The organism is Paraburkholderia sp. Ac-20336 (genome assembly GCF_017105025.1).
Classification (GTDB): domain Bacteria; phylum Pseudomonadota; class Gammaproteobacteria; order Burkholderiales; family Burkholderiaceae; genus Paraburkholderia.
On sequence record NZ_JAAGPS010000011.1, the window covers coordinates 24,542 to 46,902 of the forward strand.

Sequence of the window (22,361 nt, forward strand, 5' to 3'; positions counted from 1 at the left end):
TGCCAACCGCCACATGGTGCAACAACTGAACGCCGCCGCCCTGCTCGCCCTCGCGCGCGCCGCGCAACAACAGCCGCGCGCCGGCGAGCCTTGCGAATGCACCCGTACGCCGCTCGACGGCTGGCAATCGCAGCCGCTCTCGCTCGATGAAACGCTATTCGAGGAAGTCGGCACGCTGATGCCGGAAGACGATCCCGAGCCGACCTTCAGCGAGTACCTGCCGAATACAACCACTTACTGGTCCGCGGACGCGCCTATCGCCCCGCGCTATTTCCCCTACAACCGTTGCGGTGTGTGGCAATGCTCGTTGTGCGCGCGTCTTTATCTACGCTATGTCGAAGGCGGCGGGTACTTTGTCGACCGCAGGATTCGCGTGGTCAAGGCCGAATTGATCGAGGACGTGCCGCTTTCCGCATGACACGCTTTCCCCGCCTACCGACTAGGGCGTTCTGCCCTGGCTGCCCGCCCGCGGTGAAAACCCGGGCGCGGCGTGCAGCTTCTCCCAGTTCAGCCCCATAAAACAGGGCCCTTGCGTGGTCTCGCTGAACTTCACGTCGTTGTGCTCGCCGTTCCACTCCATGACCTGCACGCGATCGTCGGCATCGACGGTCACATCCCATCCGACGCAACGCGCAAACGGAATCTTTCCGTGCAGTCTCAACACGGTCGCGACGCACTGCGCAAATGCAGGCAGCTTCATGCCCGCAAAACGCACACCCGAATCCGGATGCGCCTCGACCGCGCCCCAGTCGCCCAGATAACCTTCGTCGCACAACTCGCCCGTTTCGATTTTGACGGGCACGCAGACTTCGCGATCGATCAGGATATGCGTATCGTCCGCTCTTCCAAGCCGCAGGAAAGCCGCGCGAAGCGAAATACGGCCGGCATCGTCCACCACGGTGGTCAGACGCAACGTTGCCACCGGTTTCGATGCGAACGCCTTGAATAGCCGGTGCTGAATGATGAACCTCTGGATCACGCCATTGCCGAGCGAGCGGATGACCTCGGGGTCGAAATTCGTCCTGTCGAAAATATGCACGCCATTGCCCTGCATCGATCCATCGAGCTTGAAGACCACGCGCTCGGTGTGCTCGAAGATAATATCCTTCAATTCGTGCGCCGGCACGACCACGCTTTGGTCCGTGAAAAACAGGCCATTGACGTAATACGCGAGGTCCGGCAATACGTCGCCGCCGAAGATCAGCTGCGATATCGGCTTCAGGTTCGAAATCTTGCCGTACCCGCCCTTCATATACGGCATCACCACGGTCGCATAGTAGTTGTCGGGAATCCAGCCTTCCTTGAACGCGCCGTTGAATGCCGTGTAGACACGCAGCCACGGCGCGTAGATCGCGTCGCCGAACACGTCGCTCGCATAGGCGTCCGCGAGCTTCAGGTTCGCCGGATCGGCGCGGCCGTACTTTTCTTCGAGTAGCTGCAATACCCGTTTCGCCTGCGCGGCATGGTCGAGGTGAAAACGGTATTGCGCGACCCGCTTCGCGGATCGCCTCACTACACTCTCAACGTCGGATAGCATCACGTTATGTCCGCCAATGTCCGCGTGTTGTTCCTACCCATTATTTCCATCCGTTATTTTCGTCCAGTGTCACGTATTGAACGCCTATGTCGAACATTCAATACGCGTTCGGATGATGAATTCCCTTGAAAATCGTCGCCAGAATGATCCTGACGTCGAGCCAGAACGACCAGTTCCTCAGGTAGTACAGATCGTGCGCGACGCGGCCTTCCATCTTTTCGAGCCGATCCGTTTCACCGCGAAAACCGTTGATCTGCGCCCAGCCGGTAATGCCGGGCTTGATCCGATAGCGATGAATGTAGCCGGACACGATGTTCTGATAGAGATCGTCGTGTTCGAGCGCATGAGGACGGGGCCCCACTACGGACATATCGCCGCGCAATACGTTGAAGAACTGCGGCAGTTCATCGAGACTGGTCCGGCGCAGGAAAGCGCCCACCGCCGTAATGCGCGGATCGCCACGCGTGGCCTGTTCGAGCACACCGGCCTTCTGCTCATGCAAGCGCATCGTGCGGAACTTGTAGATCGTAAAGACACGCCCGTCCGCGCCTTTGCGGCGTTGCCTGAAAAACACCGGTCCATGCGAACTCAGTTTGACCGCAATTGCGCAGCCAAGCAGAATCGGCGAAACCGCAATCAATGCAAAGAGCGCAAAGAGACGATCGAACAGGTCTTTCTGCACCAGCGCATTCGGCGGCAACGGCGACGCGGCAAGATTGATCGTCGGCAGACCGAGCAGATCGGTCATGCTGCCTTCGAAAAGCGCGAGCGTGCGCACGTCGGGCATGAAGCGGATATTGATCAGATCGTTACGAAACTCCGCGACGAGCCGGAGAATCGCGCGCTCTTCCGAAAGCGGCAGTGCAAGCCATACTTCGCCAATGTTCTGCTCGCGCACGTAGCGGGCAAACGCCTCATGCCGTTCGAACACGCGCACGGACGAGCCCGTCGGGAGCCCGCAACCGGCGCTCAGGTTATAGAGCGCATTCGCGCGAAACCCGGCGGCCGGCGACTGCTCTATCTTGCGGATGATTTCGTCGCAATGATCTCCGCAGGCGGCCACCGCGACCTGCTGCAAGTTCATTCCCGCCACGCGCACGTGGCCGAGCAGCGCATGCGTCAGCATGCGGCCCGCCATCATCGCGGCCCCGGAAATACCGGTCCAGTACGCGAACCAGAGCCGCGACACCAGATCGATCCGGTGCAGCGAGAACATCAGCACCATCGCGCAGGCCTGCACGACGAGCCAGCTCAACGCGATATGTCCGGCCAGTGCTCTCTTCGAGCGGCCGCGCCATGAGTCATAGACGCCGAGCGCCGGAAACACGGCAAGAGAAAACGCTGCGGCAAACGCGACGAACGCAAAGTAGAAACTCCGTTGCGAGCCGTCGTCGAAGCGAATCTGCGAGGCCGCGAAAGCGCCCGCAACGATCATCGCCACGTCGAAACATCTCGCCAGTAGACCAGTCAGCAATCGCATTGCAGCCTCCTGAGGGTGCAGTTCCGTTCGACTCCAGCGCATTAGCCGCAACGCCCATACTTGTCGTCGAAGCGGACGATGTCGTCTTCGCCGAGATAGGTACCGGACTGAACCTCGATAATCTGCAGCGGCACGCGGCCCGGATTTTCGAGCCGATGACGAATACCGAGCGGAATATAGGTCGACTCGTTTTCGCCGAGCAGAAACTGCTCGTCTCCGCGCGTGACCAATGCCGTTCCGCTCACCACCACCCAGTGCTCCGCGCGATGATGGTGCATTTGCAGCGACAGACGCGCCCCCGGGCTGACGACGATGCGCTTCACCTGAAAGCGCTCGCCTTGATCGATGGAATCGTAAAAGCCCCATGGACGACGGACTTTTCTGTGCGTGTCCGCTTCCGGCGACTTCTCACGCCGGATACGCGACACAAGCTCCTTGACGTCCTGCACGTGCGCGCGATCCGCGACGAGCACCGCGTCGTCGGTTTCGATCACGACCAGGTTGTCCGTGCCGACACAGGCGACCAGCCGGCCGCCCTGGGAGCGCGCATAGGTCGCGGTCGCGCCTTCGAACAGCACGCGGCCATTCGAAGCGTTGCCGCATTCGTCCTTCTCCATCGCTTGCCATACCGCATCCCACGAGCCGAGATCGGACCAGCCCGCTTCGAGCGGCACCACGACACCGGTGAATGTCGAGCCGGGCTTGCCGAGTTGCTCCATCACCGCGTAATCGATCGAATCGGCGGGCGAGCGCAAGAACTCGGCCGCTTCCGGCATCAGGCATTCGTCGGTCTGTTTGGCATTGCGATAGGCCTGCACGCAGGCGGCATGCATTTCCGGCTGGCATTGCCCGATGACCTTGAGCCAGATCGAAGCACGCACGACGAAAATACCGCTATTCCACCAGTAATTGCCGGAGCCGACATACTGCGCCGCAAGTTCCACCGCAGGCTTCTCGACGAATCGTTCGATATGGCGCGCGCCATCCTTCAGGGCACCGCCGAGACGGATATAGCCGAACCCCGTATCGGGACGCTCAGGCGGCACACCGAGCGTGACGATGGCGCCCTCCTGCGCGTGAGTCGCCGCGATGCCAATCGCGTGGTGAAGCGCATCGAGATTCGCTATGGCATGGTCCGCGGGCATGGCGACCAGAATCGCGTCCTCGTTGTCGGCGCATGCGGCCAGTGCCGCGAGCGTCAGTGCGGGCGCGGTGTCGCGCCGCGCGGGTTCGACCACGATGCGTGCATTCACGCCGATTTCGCGCGCCTGCTCGCACGTAGCGAAATAATGCTCGGCACCACAGACGATCACCGGATCGTCCGCGACATCCCATGCGCCCTCGAAGCCGGCCATGCGTCCCATCGTGGCCTGCAGCAAGGTCTGATTGCCGATCACATCGATCAACTGCTTCGGAAACTGTTCTCGCGACACAGGCCACAGCCGCGTGCCCGAACCGCCGGCCAGAATCACCGGCACGAGAGGCGGAATATCGACCTCGTGCTGCAGCGTCGCATCGGTATCTCTTGTAGCTGCCACCGCGCCAACCTTACTCATCTGTAACTCCTCGCCATCGAAGCCGGCTCGCGCACGATTCTCTGTCGACGCCAACGCCTGACGCGCTGCGACGTGAATCGTCTCGATGCCTTCTTGTGTGATTAATGACAGGACGTCCGCGTCGGACAGACCCGACCAGCCGCTCAGTTCGCAGTGAAAGACAGATGCCGGTATGGAGTCCGGCTCGTTCGGGAAATACGCAGAACCGCGTGGCCGGATCGCTGCCGTCTGTTCGACGACGACCGGATAACGAAAAAACCGAAAGAACAAGTGAGGCAACGATGTTCACGATACTGATCGCGACATTCGCGACACATCGCGCCCCGATGTGTCCCATCATAGTCAGCCGATACTGAAATAAGCCGTTCTGGCGCGAACCGTGGAAGTTTTGGCTCTGGCTGCGGTCTCCGATTGCGAGGAATACGAACGAGCTTGCATTCCTGTTGCAGACAGCACGTTGAAGATTGGAAATCATCACCTACACGTGCTACCGTTCAGATGAACGTCTCGACACATTCGTGTCAAAGTTCATGTCAAAGACGGACACCTATCGTGTCTTTCGCCGGTGCAACGCCAGCATCCTGCTTCATGTTCACGCCGTCATCCAGCGTATCGCCAGCTCATCGAACGGCGCGCTACTGTTTTCCGGAGTTGCAATGGCCTATATCTCACTGCTCGCACTTTTTCTGACCGTCACCAATTTCGTGCCGATCAGTGCAATTGGCTTCGTGCCCCTTATCTTCTGCTCATGGCGCTTCTATGGGCGTAGCTATCCTGCGTTTATGGCACCGTTTACCGCGTTCACGCTTTTCGTCATTGCCTCGACGCTGCTTTACGATCCGCGGTCCTTTCTGGAGTTCGATTTTTACCGCCGCGACGGCAATTTCTTCATTTCGTATGCACCCATTTTTGCCGGTTGTCTGTATGCGCACCGTTGGGATCTGAACAAAGTACTGCGCACGTTCTTCACGTTCGCGGTTCTCATCAATCTGCCGCTCTACGCTTACTACATTGTCGAAAACGGCCTGATCGGCATTTTCACGCATCCCGCCGATACGTTCGGCAGCTACTTCATCGCCCGTAATGCGGCTGGCGGCTTCTTCGCCATGCTGTTCTGCCTCGGTGTCGCGTGCTACCTGCAAAAGCGCAGCAAGCTGCTCGTCGCGCTGCTCGCCTGCAATGCGCTCATGCTGTTTTCCACCTACAGCCGGGGCTCGCTGCTCGGTGCGGCAGCGATCCTTCCGTATCTGTACTTTGGCCGCAAACGCTGGATTCTGGCTTCGCTGGTCGCCGCCATGCTGGCCGGTTCGCTCGCGATGGCGATCCACCATACCGATCCGACCGTCGATTACATGGGCTACACGTTCTCGATCCACAATCAGGACGAAAAGGTCGCCAATCTGGACATTCGCTACGAATGGCTGTGGCCGCGCGCACTCGCCTATTTCGAACAGAGCCCGATTGTCGGTCTCGGCTTCGGCTCGTTCGACGACCATATCGGCAGCGTCGCCTCGTACTTTCATCTACTCGGCGTTCCGTCCGACGTCATCATCGAACATAGCGACTCCCACGCCCACAACTCTTATCTGAACATCCTCGCCGAACTCGGCGTGGTGGGCCTGACGCTGATACTGGCGTTCTACTGGAAGCTGGTCGAGTGGAGCAAACAGGGCGCGGCGTTCGCGGCCCTTGTCGATGGCGGGCGTAATTTCGCGGCTTTCCGCTTCGTCGAAATATCGTCGGTGTGCCTGCTCGTGATGTCGGCCACCGAACATCGGCTGGTGTCGCCGTCGAATGTTCTGATTCTTTCTCTGGTGATCTCACTGCTGCTTGCGGCACGCCCGCTCACTGCTTCCGTGTTCGCGTTCGATCCGCGTACGCGCCGCAGGGCGAGCGTCGTGCAGCAACGCCCGGCTCAATCTCAGGGCGTAGTAACGTCGGCGAGGTCGGCGAGATGACGTTCTTCGACGGGGCGCGGCGCGCTCGGTGCAGGTGGCAAAGCCTGTTCGACACAGGCACCCGGAAGCCGCGACTCGACAAAACCCTTGAGCGATTTCTTGAAGTTCTCCGATGAGAAACGCTCGGCGTTCCTGCGGCACCGACGAGGGTCGAATACGCCCGCGTTGTCTTCAAACCGGCTGACCGCTTCGAGCAACGATTCCACCGTTTGTGCGTTGAAGAACACGCCGGTGGCCCGCTCGAGCGGCAAGCCCACCACCGATTCGAGTGCTCCGCCCCGGCCGAATGCGATAACCGGTGTACCGCATGCCTGTGCTTCCACGACGGAAATACCGAAGTCTTCCTCGGCCGCGAACACGAATGCGCGAGCGCGCTGCAAATGGTCGATCAGAACATCGGATGGCTGATGGCCGAGAATCTCCACGTTTTCTCCGGCCACAGCCTTGATCTTCTTCATCTCGGGGCCATCGCCGATCACGACGAGCCTGCGCTCGGGCGTTTGCGAAAACGCCTGCACGATCAGATCGATGCGCTTGTAAGGCACCATGCGCGAAGCCGTGACGTAGAAGTCGTCCTTCTGCATGCGAACCTTCATATTGGCGAGATCGACCGGTGGATAAATGACCGTGGCATCGCGCTGATAGGCCTTTCTGATTCGCCGCGCAATGAACTGTGAATTGGCGACGAGATAATCGACGCCGTTCGCGGAACGCGAATCCCAGCCGCGAATGTAATGCAGCAGCACGCGCGCCAGCACCGAGCGAACGCCCGTGTCGAGGTGCGATTCACGCAGATACTGATGCTGCAAATCCCACGCGTAGCGGATCGGCGAATGGACGTAGCTGATATGCACCTGGTTCGGCCCGGTCAACACGCCCTTTGCCACCGCGTGCGAACTCGAAATCACGAGATCGTAGCCGGACAGATCGACCTGCTCGATCGCCAGCGGCATCAGCGGCAGATAAGCGCGGTAACGTCTCTTCGCGAACGGCATTCTCTGGATAAACGACGTGTTGACCGATTTCCCCTTTACGCACTCGCGGTCTTCGAGAAAATCGACAATCGAGAAGATGTCCGCATTCGGGAAGCACTCGATGATGTTCTTCAATACTTTCTCGGCGCCGCCCGAGACCACCAGCCAATCGTGAACAATAGCGACTTTCACTTCGACCTCCTGTGACTTTCCAATCGAACCCCCAGACATCCTTCACCACATCAATCTTCTTTGCCGGCCTGCGCCTGTGTGTGCAGACCGAATGCAATCCGCACCCGCTCCATGGCACGCTCGGCGCCGGGCAACAGGCTAACCAGTTCAAGACGGATCAATACGCCCATCAGAATCACGGACAATGTCGACTCGCCGATCACGCGCGCGGTCGCCATGCCCATCGCGCCATAGCGCGGTGCAAGAATCAGTGCCGCGCAGAGATTGGCGAGCCCGGATAAGGCACCGACAACGGCGAGCAAGCGGTCTTTTTTGCGCGGCACGAATACGTAGAACGCGACGAATTCGTTGAAAGCCGCGAAGGGAAACATCCACGCGAACACCTGAAGCACGTGAGCGCTGGGCTCGAACGCCTGGCCCAGGATGAGCGGCAGAACAAAAGGCGAAAGCGTCAAGGCGCCGCACAGCACGAGCATGCCGTAGCCCATCAGCAGGAACGCGCCGCGACGCGTCGTAACGCGCGCGCCTTCCTTGTCGCCGTTCGCGAGTTGCCGCGATATCGTCGGAATGAATACCTGCGAAGCCGGCCCCATCAGGCTCAGTCCGATCGTCGCAAAGCGTTCCGCCGCACCGAAATAGCCGACCTGTGCAGGCGTCGACAGGAGCGTCATCAGATAGGTCGAGGATGCCGTGAGCACCACGGAGCCGGACGAATAGCAGAACAGCATCGTCGAGCTGCGCACGAGCGGCACGACACCCGAGAGCTTGAGACGCGGCCAGCCCAATTGACGAGTCGCGAGGCCATAGGCAACGAGCGACGACGCAATGCCCGAAATCAGCAGGCTCGCCAGGACCCACACGGCGTCGCCGGGTCCTTTGACCAGGCTCAGCACCAATACGAGGCTCAATGCAAAACCGAACACCTCGATCATGATCGGCGTACGGAAGTGCTGGCGGCCCTGAAACAGCCAGCCGAGATTCAACGCCGAGACGATGCCGAGCAGCGTCGCCAGCAGGCCGATAAGCGGCCGCTCGGACAATACCGGCGAGCTCATCGTCGCCACGACGCCGATCGCCGCGCCGATTACGCCCAGAATCAGCCGCGCGCTGACATGCAGCGAATAGATCGAATTGCATTCGGCCGCCGAATGCGCTTTCGACACCTCGCGCATGCCGACGAAAGTGAATCCGTAGCTCACGAGCATCCAGATCACGTTCATCAGCGACATCGACGCGAGCACCCTGCCGTACTCGGCAACGCCTAGAACCCGGCCATAAAACGGCACGACGATGATGAGATAGACGTACCTCATCAGATACCCGCCGTACACAAACGCGATTACATTGGCGCTCGCCCGTTTATCCATTCCCGTCTCCTTCCCGGCCTTCAACGCCCGGTCGCACGCCGGCGTGCGAGCGGGTTGGCGATATAGCGCACGGCAAAATCGGACAGCGGCGAATAAGGCAGGAGACACAGGCTCGACAGCACGAGCGTGCCGAGCTTTTTCTTCACGCCCCAGAATGGATTCGCAATGATCGTATGCAGATAACCGCTCGAATCGTGGAGCATCCAGCGCCAGCGCGAGAGGAGCTTCGCGCGATAGAGGGTCGAGCAGAACGTCGCCTTCTCGTGCGAGAAGTCATGGAAAGTCGGCGGGAGCTCCAGATTCAGCCGGTCCTTGGCGATGTTTCTCAGTATCGCCCATCGCATGTTGAATGCTCTCGGCGCTTTGTTCAGTTGCTCCGAGTTCGCGAACGATACAGTTTCGCCTCCCGCGTTATGCACGCGATAGCCGCCGAGCGACTTCGGCACGGTTCCAATCGTCCCGGTCAGCGCAACGCCATAAATCGCGTAAAAGTCCGCGCCATAGCGATTCACGCCCTCTTCCGGAACCGGAAAGATCTGCCTGAGCGCGCTGACCCGGTAGGCATTGCCCGATGCGGGCGGTGACGGATAGAGCCAGCCGCCCTGCAATAGCTTCGTGCAGTCGTGAGGCGGCACGGTGTGCGGCACGTAAGCGCCGGTCAAGGCCCCCTGACGATCCATGACGTCGAGACGGAATTGCACCTTCGACCATGCACCGCTATCGAACAGGCGCATCACTTCGGAAACCGCTTCGGGATACAGAACGTCATCGGAGTCGAGAAGGATCACGTACTCGGTGTCGAGCAAGCTGATGGCGTAGTTGTATGCCGATACCTGTCCGCCGTTTTTCTTGAAGACGGCGGTGATACGGTCGCCATAGCTTTCCAGGATCGCACGCGAGCTGTCGGTCGAGCCATCGTCGATGACCATCACGCGCGTATCCGGATAGTCCTGCGCGAGCGCCGAGTCGATTGCCGCACGCAGATAGCGCTCGTAGTTGTAGTTGCAGATTGCAATGGTGACGTGTTTCATGATGTTTCGACTCTATTCGTCAGGTTCGGGACACCGACAACCGGCATCCGGGATACTCGCGACCGGCGACCGGGCCATGACTACGCTCAGGCGGCACCGCGCACCACCAGATAAGCCAGATGTCTGGGCGGGTTATTGCCGGCACCATTCATCTGGCTCGGTACTTTGAATCGCACTTTCATCTGCCCGTTTTCCCAGTTCGATGCAATATCTTCCGCGGCACTCGTAGTGCCGGTGAGCGCATCGATAAAATCGACCTGCGCTTCGCGCAGACGCGCACTGTCGAGCCCGCCAATGGCGACGGTCTGCCAGCCTGTACTCGCACTCACCTGCATGACGAGATCGCTACCGGAGAACAGTGCGTTGCCGCTCACGCCCTGGCCGAACTGCACGGGCTTCGAGAAACTGCCGAGATGGCCGCCCGCGGTCTTGCGCAGCACGATCAGGCTGCGCCCCGAGACGTTGTAGGTTCGCGCCGGCGGCCCGCGATGCGTCAGACGGAAAGGCTCATAGCCATCCCAGTGATAGATCATCGATACATACTTGTCCGCATCGTCCCAATCCCTCTCCAGCGCCCATACCGCAAACTCGAAGAAATAGCGCGGCAGATAATGCGGGTCCTTCATGTACTCGTCGCCGATTTCCGTTTGCCAGATACCGCGCGCGGGGCCGTTCTTCACGTACCGCTGATACAGCGCATCGAGATCGGAAACGGCGAGATAGTGCGTGTCGATATAGTCGACCCAGTCGAGCATCCGCTCGTTCAGTACCGGGCTGCGATACGCCAGCCATTGCTGGAAATTCGCGAGACCGCCCTGATCCGGCCAGCCGCCATAGACCACGTACGCGTGGTAATTGCGGATAATCCGCGCCGCCGGAATATGAATTCGCTCCACGTAGTCCTGCATCGCGCGCTCGTAGGGCTTCGAGCGCTTCTCATTCTTGCTGAAGTCCGGGCCGTGCCAGAACGTGGCCTGCGGCAGGCCGCCCGACAACTGGCCGGCAGCCTCGTTCCAGATCTGGAAATAACGCAGGTTATAAGGCGGCGCAGAGTACTTGCGGACCACCGCCTCGACATACTGTTTCCATGCGTCCACGTCGACGGGCGCCGAATTCGAATCGCCCGGCACGCTCGCATTCCATCGCGGCGTATAGCCGAGTATCAACAACGAGCCGATGCCGCTGCGTTCATTGCGAATCAGCACCGGCGGCAGGTCGCTATCGAACGCGGCGCCTGTCCTGTCGATGCGCATGGTTTCACCAGGCCGATCGGGCTGACCGGGGCCCACCGAACCGCGCCCCCAACTGATGCCCATCGCGCGCCACATTTCTATGTCGGCGGCCGAGCCGGCCCAGCCGTTGGTGCCGATCAGGTTCGTCATAAGACGGGCCTGCGCACGTTGGCGCTGGGCATCCTGTGTCAGTGCCAGAGCGGGCTGGGTCCGTGCCAACGGAACGACCGCTCCCGCCGCAAGCGCGGCAAATGTGCGCAGCGCCCGCCTTCGGCCTCGATGGACTTTGACGCGATTCATTTCCGTGCCCGTCCATATCAGTCAACTCGCCGACGCGCGCGGCGTCAGGTCGGGCAAGCGGTCGCCGGTGTGCTCGTAAAGTATTTCGAGCACTTTCTTCGCCGTGCGATCCCAACGAAATTCTCGGGCACGCAATTGCCCCGCCACGCGGTATTGCTGGCGCAGATCCGCGTCGCTCATCATCTGCGAGATCTTCGCCGCGATATCGTCCGCCGAGGTCGCTTCGCAGTACATCGCGGCATCACCGCACACTTCCGGTATCGACGTCCGTGCCGATGCGATGACGGGGCAACCGCAGTACATCGCTTCGAGAGGCGGAAGACCGAATCCCTCGTAGAGCGATGGGAAAATGAGGCAGCCGGCGTTCTCGTATAGCGACTTCAACTCGTTATCCGATACGAAGCCCGCCCACACGATCCGCTTCGAATCCACGGCATGTTCGGCGCCATCGCTGCTAAAGATGCGCGAATTCCGTCCCCCTACGATAACGAATTTGACCGTGGTCAGATGTTCGAGCTCCGCAATCGCATCGAGCACGCGCTGCAGGTTCTTGCGCGGATCGAGACTGCCGACGATCACGCAGTACGTGTCCCTGCCCAGTTCGAGACGTTCGAGCACGGCCGGGTCTGCTACGACGCGATCGAGATGGTCTGCACCGGGCGTCACCACTTTCACGCGCGAAGGATCGATCTTCAGGTGGTGGCAGATACGCGTCTTCGAGAACCGCGACACCGTGAGGATCATGGGACGCGTTCGCCGCAGAAACGCGAAACAGATCCGGTACCAGAGCCGGAATTTTCTCGAGAAGCCTTGCGGCACGTCATAGACCGCCATGTCATGCACCATGACGATCTGCCCGCGTTTGAAAAGCGGATTGGTATTGCACAAATTCAGCAGCGTGATTCCGCGCGCCGCGATGGGCAGCGTAATCTGCTCCCACAGCGTGCCGCGCAGCCACGGAAAGCGCCGCTGGTTATCGAGCAGCGCGCCTGGCGCGACGGCATTCTGCGGCACGAAAACTTCGAGTTCGTCGCCCGGCATCGCGTACATCTGCATCGCTCTCGTGAGTTCATACGCGACGCGTTGAACCCCCGTCATGGTCTGCGAAGTAAACTTTCCGTTGATTGCAAAGACCATCCGCTTCTCCGTTTAACGCGCTGTCGCACATGCAACTATTCCTGTGCCGGTTCAGTGCGCGGCTCGATGCGCCATGTCGGCGTCGCCGAAATCGCTCGCGTAATTCGTCTCGTAGTCGTAATTCTTCGTGCTGCGGCGCAACGGAATACCGTTGAAAACCGCGCCCGAAATACGCCCTTCCGCGCGCTCCATCTTCCTGACCGTGTCCTCGATTTCCTCCTCGCTTTGCATGCCCGAACGCAACACGAGCAACGACGCGCCCGCCTCGTTCGCAATGATCGAAGCATCGGTCACGGCAAGAAATGGCGGCGTGTCGACGATCACGAGATCGAACTGGGTCGACAGACGCTCCAGCATTTCCCTGAACCGCGGCTTCATCAGCAGCGCCGCCGGGTTCTCGGGGCGTACGCCGCACGACAGGAACGTCAATCCGTCGATACCGGTCGAGCGCAAGGCATTGCGCAGCGGTATCCGTTCCGACAGTACTTCGGAGAGCCCGCCGCGATTGCTCTCGTTGAATAGCGAGGCGAGATGGCCGCGCCGCATATCGGCATCGATCAGCACGACGCGCGAGCCGATTTCCGCGTGCAGAATCGCGAGATTCGCGGCAATGAAGCTCTTTCCCGCCGAGGGCGTCGGCCCGGTAATCATCACGATGTTGTTGCGCGCGTGCGCCAGATCGCGAGTCAGTGCGGTACGTACGCCTCGCAGCGCTTCGACCGAGGAATCGTGCGGAAAGCGCGCGGCGAGAATTCTGTTGTTGTGACCGGCGCTGAACTGGATCTCCTGCGCGCTTCTCTCCAGCGGCGGATCGGCGCGCCCGGCAGACGCCGGCAAGGACTTGTGCCCCACGCTGGCCGCATTGCGATCGATCAACAACTGCTGCTGGCTGAATAGAATCTCGCCGAACATCGGCACGCTCATGCGGCGCTCGACGAATCTCGGGTCGGTCACGCCCGTCATCACATGACGGCGCACGAAAACCAGCATGACGCCGGACACGATACCGAGTACCAGCCCGCCGCCGAGCACGAGTACCGGCTGCGGCATGACCGGGCGATGCGGGCTGATAGCCGGATCGAGAATATGCGCGCCGCCCGTCGTACTGGCGCGCCGAACCTGCAATTGCTGGGCCTTCTGAACCATGCCGAGATAAATCGTTTCCGCAACCTTCTGCGCGCGGATCAGATCGACGCTTTCGCGTTCGGACGCCGGCATGCCGTTGAAATGAGTATCGAACTTCCCTTTCGCGTCCTTCAATTGCGCCAGTTGCTCGTCGATGCTCTGCACCCAGCGGCTCTGCGGGGTAAAGCGCTCGAGCATTTGCGTGCGCTGCAATTGCAGTGTCGCGATCTGCTTGTCGAGATCGAGACCGCCTTGCAAATAAGCCTGGGCTTCGTTGGTCGGCTGCATCGACTGCGAACTGGAACGGAAGTTCTTCAGCGATTCCTCGGTTTTCTTCAGATCGGCGAGCAGGCGCGGCAATTCGCCGTTAATAAACGCGAGCGTTTTCGTATCGTTGAGTTGCCGGCTCGCAATCGCGGACGCGAGATATTGCTGCCCCAGGGCATTGGCAACGTCGGCGGCTTTTTCCGGACTCTGATCGCGGTACTGGATTTGCAGCAGCCCCGAGTCCTTGACCTTGTCGCCTACCTTGACGAGATTCAGGAAGCGTTTGGTTGCATCGAGTTCGTTCCAGCGGATCACCTCGAATTTCGTACCCGGCCGCGCATCGAGTTCCTTGATGAGCATCGACACGCCATTCGCTTTCGCTTCCGTGCCCACCGTACCCGTCAGCAGAATCTGGCCGGACGGACCGAGCAACTCGTAGGCGCCGTTCTGGAGTGCAATCAGCGTGAGCTTTTCTTCTTCGAGTTCATGCGGCACATCGAGTGCACCCACTTTCACGCGCTCGCCGCCCCAGGCAAACGATTTCAAGCCCAGCCACGGGGCCGCGGGCTCGCCCGGCGTCGCGAACTTCTCCGCGATATTGCCGAGTATCGGAATGCGATGCGGCGTCACCGAGACGTCGAAGCGGAATTGATCGATCACCGGCTGCACGACCGAGCGGCTCTCCATCACGGCCGCTTCCGTCACCGGCGACGGCGCGGGCGGCGGCAGCACGTCCTGATTCTGCAACGCGAGGCCGAGCGCGTTCGGCTCGGGCGGGTCTACCCGCACGACCACGTCGGCGGAATAGATCGGCTGTGCAATCAGCAGATACGTGACGGCCAGCGTGAGGACGACGACCGTCGTCACCACGATTTCCCAGATATGGTCACGCATCAGCGTGAGCATCGCGCCCGCACTGAGCTGCCTGCGCTCAGTGTCGATGGCGGGATAGAGCGAATTTTGCGGGTAGTAATCCACCGGTCTGATCCTTACAGGTTGATAAGCAGAACGATCAACGACACGCTCTGCGTCGTCACGTTGCAAATGACGCCGCTGCCGGCCGGAAAGGCCCTGAATTGGCTGGCGCACGGCGAAGCGACGTGCTGGGTCGGGTTAGGTCGGGGAACCGCACTCGGGACCTCTCGAGCGACGGAAGGCTACACAGCTATTGCGTTGTCCACTGCGGCATTGCCAATCGCGCTTCTCGGGAATTCGAAATACGAAGTCCCGATTCCCCCGAATCGCAATGGGCAACTTCTCTATGGATGTTGCGGTGAAGCATAGCCCGCAAAAAGAAGTACTCAATCGCCGGAGGCATAAATTCGGGTGTTATTGGCCGAATGTGCGGAGCGTTTTACATTTGCAGACGCTGTTGTTGCGATCTGCAATTGGTGTAACAGAGTTATACGATTCTCACGAAACATCGCGACAGAACGCGTGTTGCGCGCTTCGAGTGCGAGGCATCGGGCTTTGAACGGACTCATATCGCCTCATCCTTTACCACGCCGCGTATTTGACGATTTCGGCACAAAGTGAGGTACCGAAATCGCGCCAATTGAATGAGAAAAAACTTCACTGAGAGACAGGTAATAGAAAGCGTTCGAACGGAGTTCAAGGTAAGAATTTCCCAGATCATGACGATTACGCCAAAACACCCGCGCATGCCGGCCAAGTTCGTCTTGATCACCTCGATGCGCTAATCTCAATGCGTAGTTTTTCCCGTCTGGAGAATCCCGCGTGATGAAGCACATTGGTCTTTTCGTCTTCCAGAACTGTTCGGTGGCCAGTACCGGCGCGATAGGCGACGCGTTCCGGCTTGCCAACGAGTTCAAAAGATCCGCTGGTGAACAACCGGCCTATCGGCTCTCTGTACTGTCGGATGGCGGCGGTCTCGTGACCAGTTCTTCCGGCATTTCGATCTGGACCCAAGGACTCGATCGCTACTGCCTCGCCGATTTCCATGCATTCTTCGTGGCCTGCCGCGACGTCACCGAAGTGGCGGAATCGAATGACCGCTTTCTGTCGTGGATCTCATTGCAGGGCTCGATCGCATCGTTCGGCATGCAGCAAGGCGCAAACCTGGCCGTGATATGCAACGACCCGCTGCAATCCACGGTGCCGATCTATCTGTTCGACGACAGCGGCGACGCGTCGCGAGCGCCCAGCAACGTTACGCCGACCGATCTGGCGATCGCGCAGATAGAGCGCGATGTCAATTCGGATACGGCCCGAAAAATCGGCCGCATTCTGCAAACGGGCTACGCCGAAAAGAGCCGCACCGAAATCGACGATGCGAACATCACGACCACGACCGAGAAGATTCGCGAGTCGGCGCGCTGGATCAAGGAGAACTACAGCAAGGCGATCTCGGTTGCTCAGGCCGCGGAGTCGGTCGCGATGAGCAAGCGCAATTTTCAACGCCGCTTCAAATGCGAATTCGGGATGACCCCGCTCGAATACCTGCTGCGCACGCGCTTCGAAATCGTGCGCTCGATGTTGAAGAACACCGATTTGCCGGTCGACAAGATTGCGCGCCGGTGCGGCATGGGGGACGGCAATCGCCTCGGGCGGCTCTTCAAGGAGCGCTATGGCATGTCGCCGACGCAATTCCGCGCGCAACAGCAGATAGAAGCCGAGGAGCGCTGGCAGACGGCCGAGGAAAGTTGGGGCACCACGGCCGAGATGCTGCGGCAGGTTCCCGCCACTCTTTGATGCTTCGGGACGAGCGCTTCGCGACCCATATATTCATGGATAAGAACATGACGATCACCGAACCCACCGCGTTCGATGAAGAAGATACGGTGGACGCCACGCAGGACACGGCGTCCGAACACGGGGCTGTTGCCCTCTCTGACGCGGTATCTGGCGAGCAGACGAGGCAATATGAGGAACCGCTTCATCAGTACCGGCAAGCGCCTTCCAGAGTGAGAGCGATCAAGGAAGCCGCGAAATCATTGCTGCCGGACTCCATCTTCGTGAGTCTGCTGCATCACAAATGCATTGGCCGCTATCCGAATCTTCTTCATCCCGCCACGTTCAATGAGAAGATCCTGCAACGTAATCTGAAGCCCGATCCGCGTTACATCGATCTGGCCGATAAACTCAAGGTGCGGGAATATATTGCAGCAAAGATCGGCGAGCAGTATTTAATACCGCTTCTCGCCGCGCCGGAGGTGTTGACGCGCAAGGTCTTCGACTCGCTGCCGGATGCCTTCGTCATGAAGGCCAATCACGGCAGCAATTTCGTCGAAGTGGTGAGAGACAAATCGAAGACGTCTTTCGAGAAATTGCGGATGCTCGCCGAGCAATGGCTGGCGACCGACTTCTACCACATCGCGCGCGAGCGGCATTATCGGATGATCAAGCCGCGCGTCTTCTTCGAGCACCTGCTGCTCGACCAGCACGACCAGATTCCCGCCGATCTCAAGGTGCACTGCTTTGGCGGCCGTCCCGGTGGGCCGATCATCTATATCCTCGTGATAGCGGACCGGTTCGGCGACTGCCATGGCGACGTATACGACGCCGACTGGAATCATCTCGACATCGCCATCGGCCCCTATAAACGCAGCGCCGCACCCTCTGTGCCCCCGCGGAATCTGCAAGCGGTACTGGACGTCGCGGTGCGATTGGCCGAAGACTTCGACTATGTTCGCGTCGATCTATATGCACCGGATAACGAAATTTATTTCGGCGAATTGACGTTCACGCCGGGCGCGGGTGTATTACCCTTCACACCCGACAGCGTCGATTACGAGTGGGGCAAGCTGCTTGCGTGAACCGGCGGCTCAGGCAAGCGAAGCAGTCAAGCTCATTCACGGGAGCTTCGACTCCACCGCTGATTCCCGCTGCTTTCCGCCGATTCCCACTGCCAGTCAGACCGCTGAACCATCACGCCGGCATCATGCCGTTCTCCATCTTCGCGCCGTTGGCCTCGCGCGAAATCAGAGACGACAGCCATGCCCGCGCGGCTTCACGCCGACGAGCCGCCGTGCAGATCGCAGCGGTAAAAGTCGTGATGGATTGAAGGCTGCCCGGGAGTGCCCCGAGCACGTCGATACCGGCTACGTGAATCAACTCGCTCAACTGCTGAAATCCCAGCGCGACCTCTCCGCGCGCCACCAGCGCACCCACCGGCACGCCCGGCGGCGCCTTCACGAGACGCGGCGCAATACTCCCGGCAATGCCGAGGCGTTCGAGCAGCCAGAGCAGATGCGTGCCGCTCGGTCCCGTCGAATAACCGATGCTGCGTGCGCCGAGCATTGCCTCACGCAGCGCCGCTTCGGTGCCGATGTCCGGATGCGGCTCACCGGTGGCCACCGCGACCGCGACGCCCGAGCGCGCAAATGCGACCCGGCTCGCGGAATCGACATGACCGGCCAGCGCGAGCCGTTCGATCGCGTTCTCCGCCAGCACGACGATATCGAATACTTCGCCATCCTCTACACGACGCGCCGCGTCGACACCGCCAACCGATTCGATCGCCACCGGCTGTCCCGTGCGGCGCTCATACGATGCGGCGAGTTTGGCCAGAACCTGGCGCGTCGCCATCGACGAAATGCCTGTGATCGGCTCAAGCACGCTGTTCAATCCTTGTAGCGCAGTCCGGCCTGCTCGAGCGGCCCGCGCATGTTGTACATGTCGAGACCGAGCACGCCCGAGGCGAGCTTCGCCCGCTTATCGCTCTCGAGCGCTTCGCGCTCGGCCGCTTTTTCGAGTACCGCTGGCGCCGCCGCGGCGGGCACGACGACCACACCGTCGTCATCCGCGACGACGACATCGCCCGGCGTCACCAGTGCGCCCGCGCAGACGACCGGAATATTCACCGAGCCGAGCGTCGCCTTGACGGTGCCCTTCGCGGAAATCGCCTTGCTCCAGACCGGGAACTGCATCCCGGTCAATACGCTCACGTCGCGCACGCCGGCATCGATAATCAAGCCGCGCGCGCCACGCGCCTTGAAGCTCGTCGCGAGCAGATCGCCGAAATAGCCATCGGTGCAATCGGCGGTAACGCCTGCCACAACGACATCGCCGGGCCGGATCTGCTCGGCCGCGACGTGCAGCATCCAGTTGTCGCCCGGTTGCAGCAGCACCGTGACTGCCGTGCCGCTTGCCCGCGCGCCGACATAGATCGGGCGCATATAGGGCTTGAGCAGGCCCACGCGGCCCATGGCCTCATGCACGGTTGCCGAACCGAGCGCGCCGAGTTTTTCGGCCACGCCGGCATCCGCGCGCTCGATGTTGCGATAAACCACTCCGAGTTCATACATGATTACAGCCCCTTCGATTTGAGCAATACATCGAGGCGCGGATAAACACGCCGTGCATTTCCTTCATAGATCTTCTGGCGTTCCTGCGCATCGACATGCGCCGCTTCGATATAACGCTTCGTATCGTCGAAATAGTGGCCCGTCTCCGGATCGATGCCGCGCACCGCGCCGATCATCTCGCTCGCGAACAGGATGTTGTCGACGGGAATCACGCGCGTCAGCAGATCGATACCGGGTTGGTGATAGACGCAGGTGTCGAAGAAAATATTGTTGAGCAGATGGTCCTTCAACACAGGCTTTTTCAACTCCTGCGCGAGACCGCGAAAGCGTCCCCAGTGGTACGGCACTGCACCGCCGCCGTGCGGAATCACGAAGCGCAGCGTGGGGAAGTCGCGGAACAGGTCCGAGGTCAGGCATTGCATGAAGGCGGTCGTATCCGCATTCAGATAATGCGCGCCGGTCGTGTGGAAGCACGCATTGCAGCTCGTGCTCACGTGAACCATGGCGGGAATGTCGTACTCCACCATCTTCTCGTAGATCGGGTACCAGTAGCGATCCGACAGCGGCGGACTGGTCCAGTGACCGCCCGACGGATCGGGATTCAGATTGATCGCGACATTGCCGTACTGCTCGACGCATTTGACGAGTTCAGGAATGCTGGTGGCCGTATCCACGCCCGGACTTTGCGGCAGCATCGCAGCCGGCACGAAATGCCCGGGGAACAACTGGCTCACGCGATAGCACAGTTCGTTGCAGATCGCGGCCCATGTTGCCGAGATGGCGGCATCGCCAATGTGATGCGCCATAAAGCTCGCGCGCGGACTGAAGATCGTCAGATCGAGGCCGCGTTCGCGCATGAGCCTCAACTGATTGTTCTCGATCGACTCGCGCAGTTCGTCGTCGCTGATCTGCAACTCCGATACGTTGGGCATCGCCGACGAATTCGCAATGCCTGCGATCTGGCGGTTGCGCCACGTCTCCAATGCTTTCGGCGCAGTCGTGTAGTGGCCGTGAATGTCGATGATCACCGTAATTCCCCGGAAAATAAATTTAACCGGCGACGCGCGCGAAACTCGCGCGCCGCATGTTTCGTGCTGGCTAGTGCGCGGTATTCGGCTGAACCGCCGCTGCGCTGCCGCTCACGCGCTGGCTCACGAGAATAGCGATGGCAGCCAGTGTAGCGGGAACAGCGAGCATCGCCAGAATCGCGCCGAATTGCCAACCGAGACCGAGCAACGCGCCGCCGATCGCCGAACCGAAGATGCTGCCGAAGCGGCCCATGCCGAGCATCCAGCTCACGCCGGTCGCGCGTGCCACGGTCGGGTAGCGGCCCGGTGCGAATGCATTGAGGCCGGTTTGCGCGCCGCTCATACAAAAACCCGCGGCAAACACGAGTACCGCCAGCGACGAAGACAACGCACCGATATAGCCGAGTGCGAGCACGCACAGCGCACCACCGACATACGCCGCGCTGATCACCGGAGCGGGACGTGCGCGGTCCATGATCCAGCCGACCAGAATCGCTCCGATCGTGCCGCCGATCTGGAACATCGCCGTGATGTTCGCCGCGGTCGTGACGGACAGGCCTGCATCTTTCATCAGCGTCGGCAGCCAGCCGGTCAGCAGATAGATCACGAGCAGGCCCATGAAATACGTGACCCACAGCGCGATGGTCATCGAACCATAGCCTTGCGAGAACAGTACGCCGATCGGCTTGCGCGTCGGCAGCGGCGGTTCGTTGGAAACGAAAACTTCGTCACCGGCAAAGCGCGCGCCGCACACACGGCCGAGCACTGCACCGATGCGTTGCGACGGCGCGCCACGCACTGCGAGCAGACGGGCCGACTCGGGCAACAGCCAGACCTGGAGCGGAATCAGCACGAGCGGCAACGCGCCGCCGAAGATCAGTACCGAGCGCCAGCCGTGAACCGGAATCAGCCAGCCGGCCGCGAAGCCGATCAAAGCCGAGCCGAGATTGAAGCCCGTGAACATCACCGTAATCAGCAAGGCGCGCTTGCGCTGCGGTGCATATTCGGACAGCAGCGTGGTCGAGTTCGGCATCGCGGCGCCAAGACCGATACCGGTCAGCACGCGCAGCGTCGCCATCGCCATCGGCGTTTGCGTGAATGCCGTGGCAATCGTGAATACGCCGAACAGAAACACCGAGGTAATCAGCACCCACTTGCGGCCGATGCGATCCGAAGCCGGACCCGCGGCCAATGCACCGATCACGAGACCGATCGGCGCCGCGCTCATCACGAGCCCGAAGGCGGGACGCGAAATCGCCCAGTCGTGAATGATCGACGGCGCGACGAAACCCATGATCGCGACGTCCATGCCGTCGGCCGTCACGACCAGAAAGCACAGCACTACCAGCAGCCACTGGTAGGCGGAAATCGGCCGTTCGTCGATGAACGCCTTGATATCGATTCTTTTACCGCTCGTGGTACTCGTCATTTGAATTCTCCTGTCTCCTTCATGGGTCTTGTCGCACGGCACGAAGCACATGGCTTCGTGCTGTTCGCCGATCCCGCAAGCGTCATGTCGATGTGTTCCTGAATGTCTTGCCCGGGTCATTGGCGTGAAGGTAGCGTTTGGCCGCTCGGGTTCCAAAGCGCGGGTTAACCATATGGCTGTGGTGAATATCCGCGTTTTTTCTATTCCGCATGGCCTGCGCAAAACCGGGTGAATTCACACGAAGCCCCGCTGGATAAGCGCTAAACGCAAATACACAGCCCCTGAAAGTGAGCCTTTTCCGCACCGGCTTCAGAGCACACGCATAAACAGAACAGATGACACGGGAACGAAGTCGCATAGAACGGTCACTTAAGCCGCTAACGGCGCCGCTTTTCCCGTTCTTCACGATTGCGTCTGGGTTGCGCCTTGAATCAGGCATCCAAAACAAAAAGCGGAACGACCGTGACAACGGTCATTCCGC

The 22,361-nt window shown here is 60.3% G+C and carries 17 protein-coding genes; 4 read left to right on the forward strand and 13 right to left on the reverse strand.

Features of this window, described 5'->3' with window-relative positions; translation table 11 throughout:
- Nucleotides 1-13 precede the first annotated feature (13 nt).
- Nucleotides 14-418: a hypothetical protein gene (locus GXB81_RS06635; RefSeq protein ID WP_205988681.1), complete on the forward strand. Its 405-nt coding sequence runs from the start codon at nucleotides 14-16 to the stop codon at nucleotides 416-418.
- Between the two features lie 21 nt (nucleotides 419-439).
- Here GXB81_RS06635 and GXB81_RS06640 read toward each other — a convergent pair whose 3' ends face one another.
- The 3 genes from GXB81_RS06640 to GXB81_RS06650 all read right to left on the reverse strand — a co-directional run bounded on the left by GXB81_RS06640 (nucleotide 440) and on the right by GXB81_RS06650 (nucleotide 4,573).
- Nucleotides 440-1,537 (reverse strand): sugar-transfer associated ATP-grasp domain-containing protein, encoded by a 1,098-nt coding sequence (locus GXB81_RS06640; protein WP_205988682.1) that lies wholly within the window; start codon nucleotides 1,535-1,537, stop codon nucleotides 440-442.
- A gap of 97 nt (nucleotides 1,538-1,634) precedes the next feature.
- The gene (locus GXB81_RS06645; RefSeq protein WP_205988683.1) at nucleotides 1,635-3,017 is read right to left on the reverse strand and encodes an undecaprenyl-phosphate glucose phosphotransferase; all 1,383 of its coding nucleotides are present in this window, start codon (nucleotides 3,015-3,017) and stop codon (nucleotides 1,635-1,637) included.
- Between the two features lie 41 nt (nucleotides 3,018-3,058).
- Nucleotides 3,059-4,573 (reverse strand): mannose-1-phosphate guanylyltransferase/mannose-6-phosphate isomerase, encoded by a 1,515-nt coding sequence (locus GXB81_RS06650; protein ID WP_167039552.1) that lies wholly within the window; start codon nucleotides 4,571-4,573, stop codon nucleotides 3,059-3,061.
- Nucleotides 4,574-5,229: 656 nt separating this feature from the next.
- Here GXB81_RS06650 and GXB81_RS06655 point away from each other — a divergent pair.
- Complete coding sequence (locus GXB81_RS06655; protein ID WP_167039550.1) at nucleotides 5,230-6,531, forward strand: O-antigen ligase family protein; 1,302 nt, start codon at nucleotides 5,230-5,232, stop codon at nucleotides 6,529-6,531.
- Here the strand turns inward: GXB81_RS06655 and GXB81_RS06660 are convergent.
- The 6 genes from GXB81_RS06660 to GXB81_RS06685 all read right to left on the reverse strand — a co-directional run bounded on the left by GXB81_RS06660 (nucleotide 6,495) and on the right by GXB81_RS06685 (nucleotide 15,134).
- Nucleotides 6,495-7,697 carry a glycosyltransferase family 4 protein gene (locus GXB81_RS06660; protein WP_167284333.1) on the reverse strand — a complete coding sequence of 401 codons (1,203 nt, stop codon included), beginning with the start codon at nucleotides 7,695-7,697 and terminating at the stop codon, nucleotides 6,495-6,497. The two genes, GXB81_RS06655 and GXB81_RS06660, sit on opposite strands and share 37 nt — an antisense overlap.
- A gap of 50 nt (nucleotides 7,698-7,747) precedes the next feature.
- A complete protein-coding gene (locus GXB81_RS06665; protein ID WP_167039546.1) occupies nucleotides 7,748-9,064 on the reverse strand; it encodes an oligosaccharide flippase family protein in 1,317 nt (438 codons plus the stop codon).
- 20 nt (nucleotides 9,065-9,084) lie between these two features.
- Nucleotides 9,085-10,095 (reverse strand): glycosyltransferase family A protein, encoded by a 1,011-nt coding sequence (locus tag GXB81_RS06670; protein WP_205988684.1) that lies wholly within the window; start codon nucleotides 10,093-10,095, stop codon nucleotides 9,085-9,087.
- An 86-nt stretch (nucleotides 10,096-10,181) separates the two neighbouring features.
- On the reverse strand, nucleotides 10,182-11,627 hold the full coding sequence (locus GXB81_RS06675) for a hypothetical protein (protein ID WP_167284335.1): 1,446 nt from the start codon (nucleotides 11,625-11,627) through the stop codon (nucleotides 10,182-10,184).
- 21 nt (nucleotides 11,628-11,648) lie between these two features.
- Nucleotides 11,649-12,764: a glycosyltransferase family 1 protein gene (locus GXB81_RS06680; RefSeq protein WP_205988685.1), complete on the reverse strand. Its 1,116-nt coding sequence runs from the start codon at nucleotides 12,762-12,764 to the stop codon at nucleotides 11,649-11,651.
- A gap of 51 nt (nucleotides 12,765-12,815) precedes the next feature.
- The gene (locus GXB81_RS06685; RefSeq protein ID WP_205988686.1) at nucleotides 12,816-15,134 is read right to left on the reverse strand and encodes a polysaccharide biosynthesis tyrosine autokinase; all 2,319 of its coding nucleotides are present in this window, start codon (nucleotides 15,132-15,134) and stop codon (nucleotides 12,816-12,818) included.
- Between the two features lie 762 nt (nucleotides 15,135-15,896).
- Between GXB81_RS06685 and GXB81_RS06690 the strand changes: the two genes are divergently transcribed.
- Together GXB81_RS06690 and GXB81_RS06695 are read left to right on the forward strand one after the other, a co-directional pair.
- On the forward strand, nucleotides 15,897-16,868 hold the full coding sequence (locus GXB81_RS06690; RefSeq protein ID WP_167039920.1) for a helix-turn-helix domain-containing protein: 972 nt from the start codon (nucleotides 15,897-15,899) through the stop codon (nucleotides 16,866-16,868).
- 47 nt (nucleotides 16,869-16,915) lie between these two features.
- Complete coding sequence (locus tag GXB81_RS06695; RefSeq protein WP_205988687.1) at nucleotides 16,916-17,932, forward strand: ATP-grasp fold amidoligase family protein; 1,017 nt, start codon at nucleotides 16,916-16,918, stop codon at nucleotides 17,930-17,932.
- A 112-nt stretch (nucleotides 17,933-18,044) separates the two neighbouring features.
- Here GXB81_RS06695 and GXB81_RS06700 read toward each other — a convergent pair whose 3' ends face one another.
- From GXB81_RS06700 to GXB81_RS06715, 4 genes are all read right to left on the reverse strand, one after another.
- Entirely contained in the window at nucleotides 18,045-18,704 is a 660-nt protein-coding gene (locus GXB81_RS06700) for a substrate-binding domain-containing protein (protein WP_167039918.1), read from the reverse strand.
- Between the two features lie 35 nt (nucleotides 18,705-18,739).
- Complete coding sequence (ligK, locus tag GXB81_RS06705; RefSeq protein WP_205988688.1) at nucleotides 18,740-19,423, reverse strand: 4-carboxy-4-hydroxy-2-oxoadipate aldolase/oxaloacetate decarboxylase; 684 nt, start codon at nucleotides 19,421-19,423, stop codon at nucleotides 18,740-18,742.
- 2 nt (nucleotides 19,424-19,425) lie between these two features.
- A complete protein-coding gene (locus GXB81_RS06710; protein WP_205988689.1) occupies nucleotides 19,426-20,451 on the reverse strand; it encodes an amidohydrolase family protein in 1,026 nt (341 codons plus the stop codon).
- Nucleotides 20,452-20,521: 70 nt separating this feature from the next.
- Nucleotides 20,522-21,880 carry an aromatic acid/H+ symport family MFS transporter gene (locus tag GXB81_RS06715; RefSeq protein WP_205988690.1) on the reverse strand — a complete coding sequence of 453 codons (1,359 nt, stop codon included), beginning with the start codon at nucleotides 21,878-21,880 and terminating at the stop codon, nucleotides 20,522-20,524.
- Between the last annotated feature and the right edge of the window lie 481 nt (nucleotides 21,881-22,361).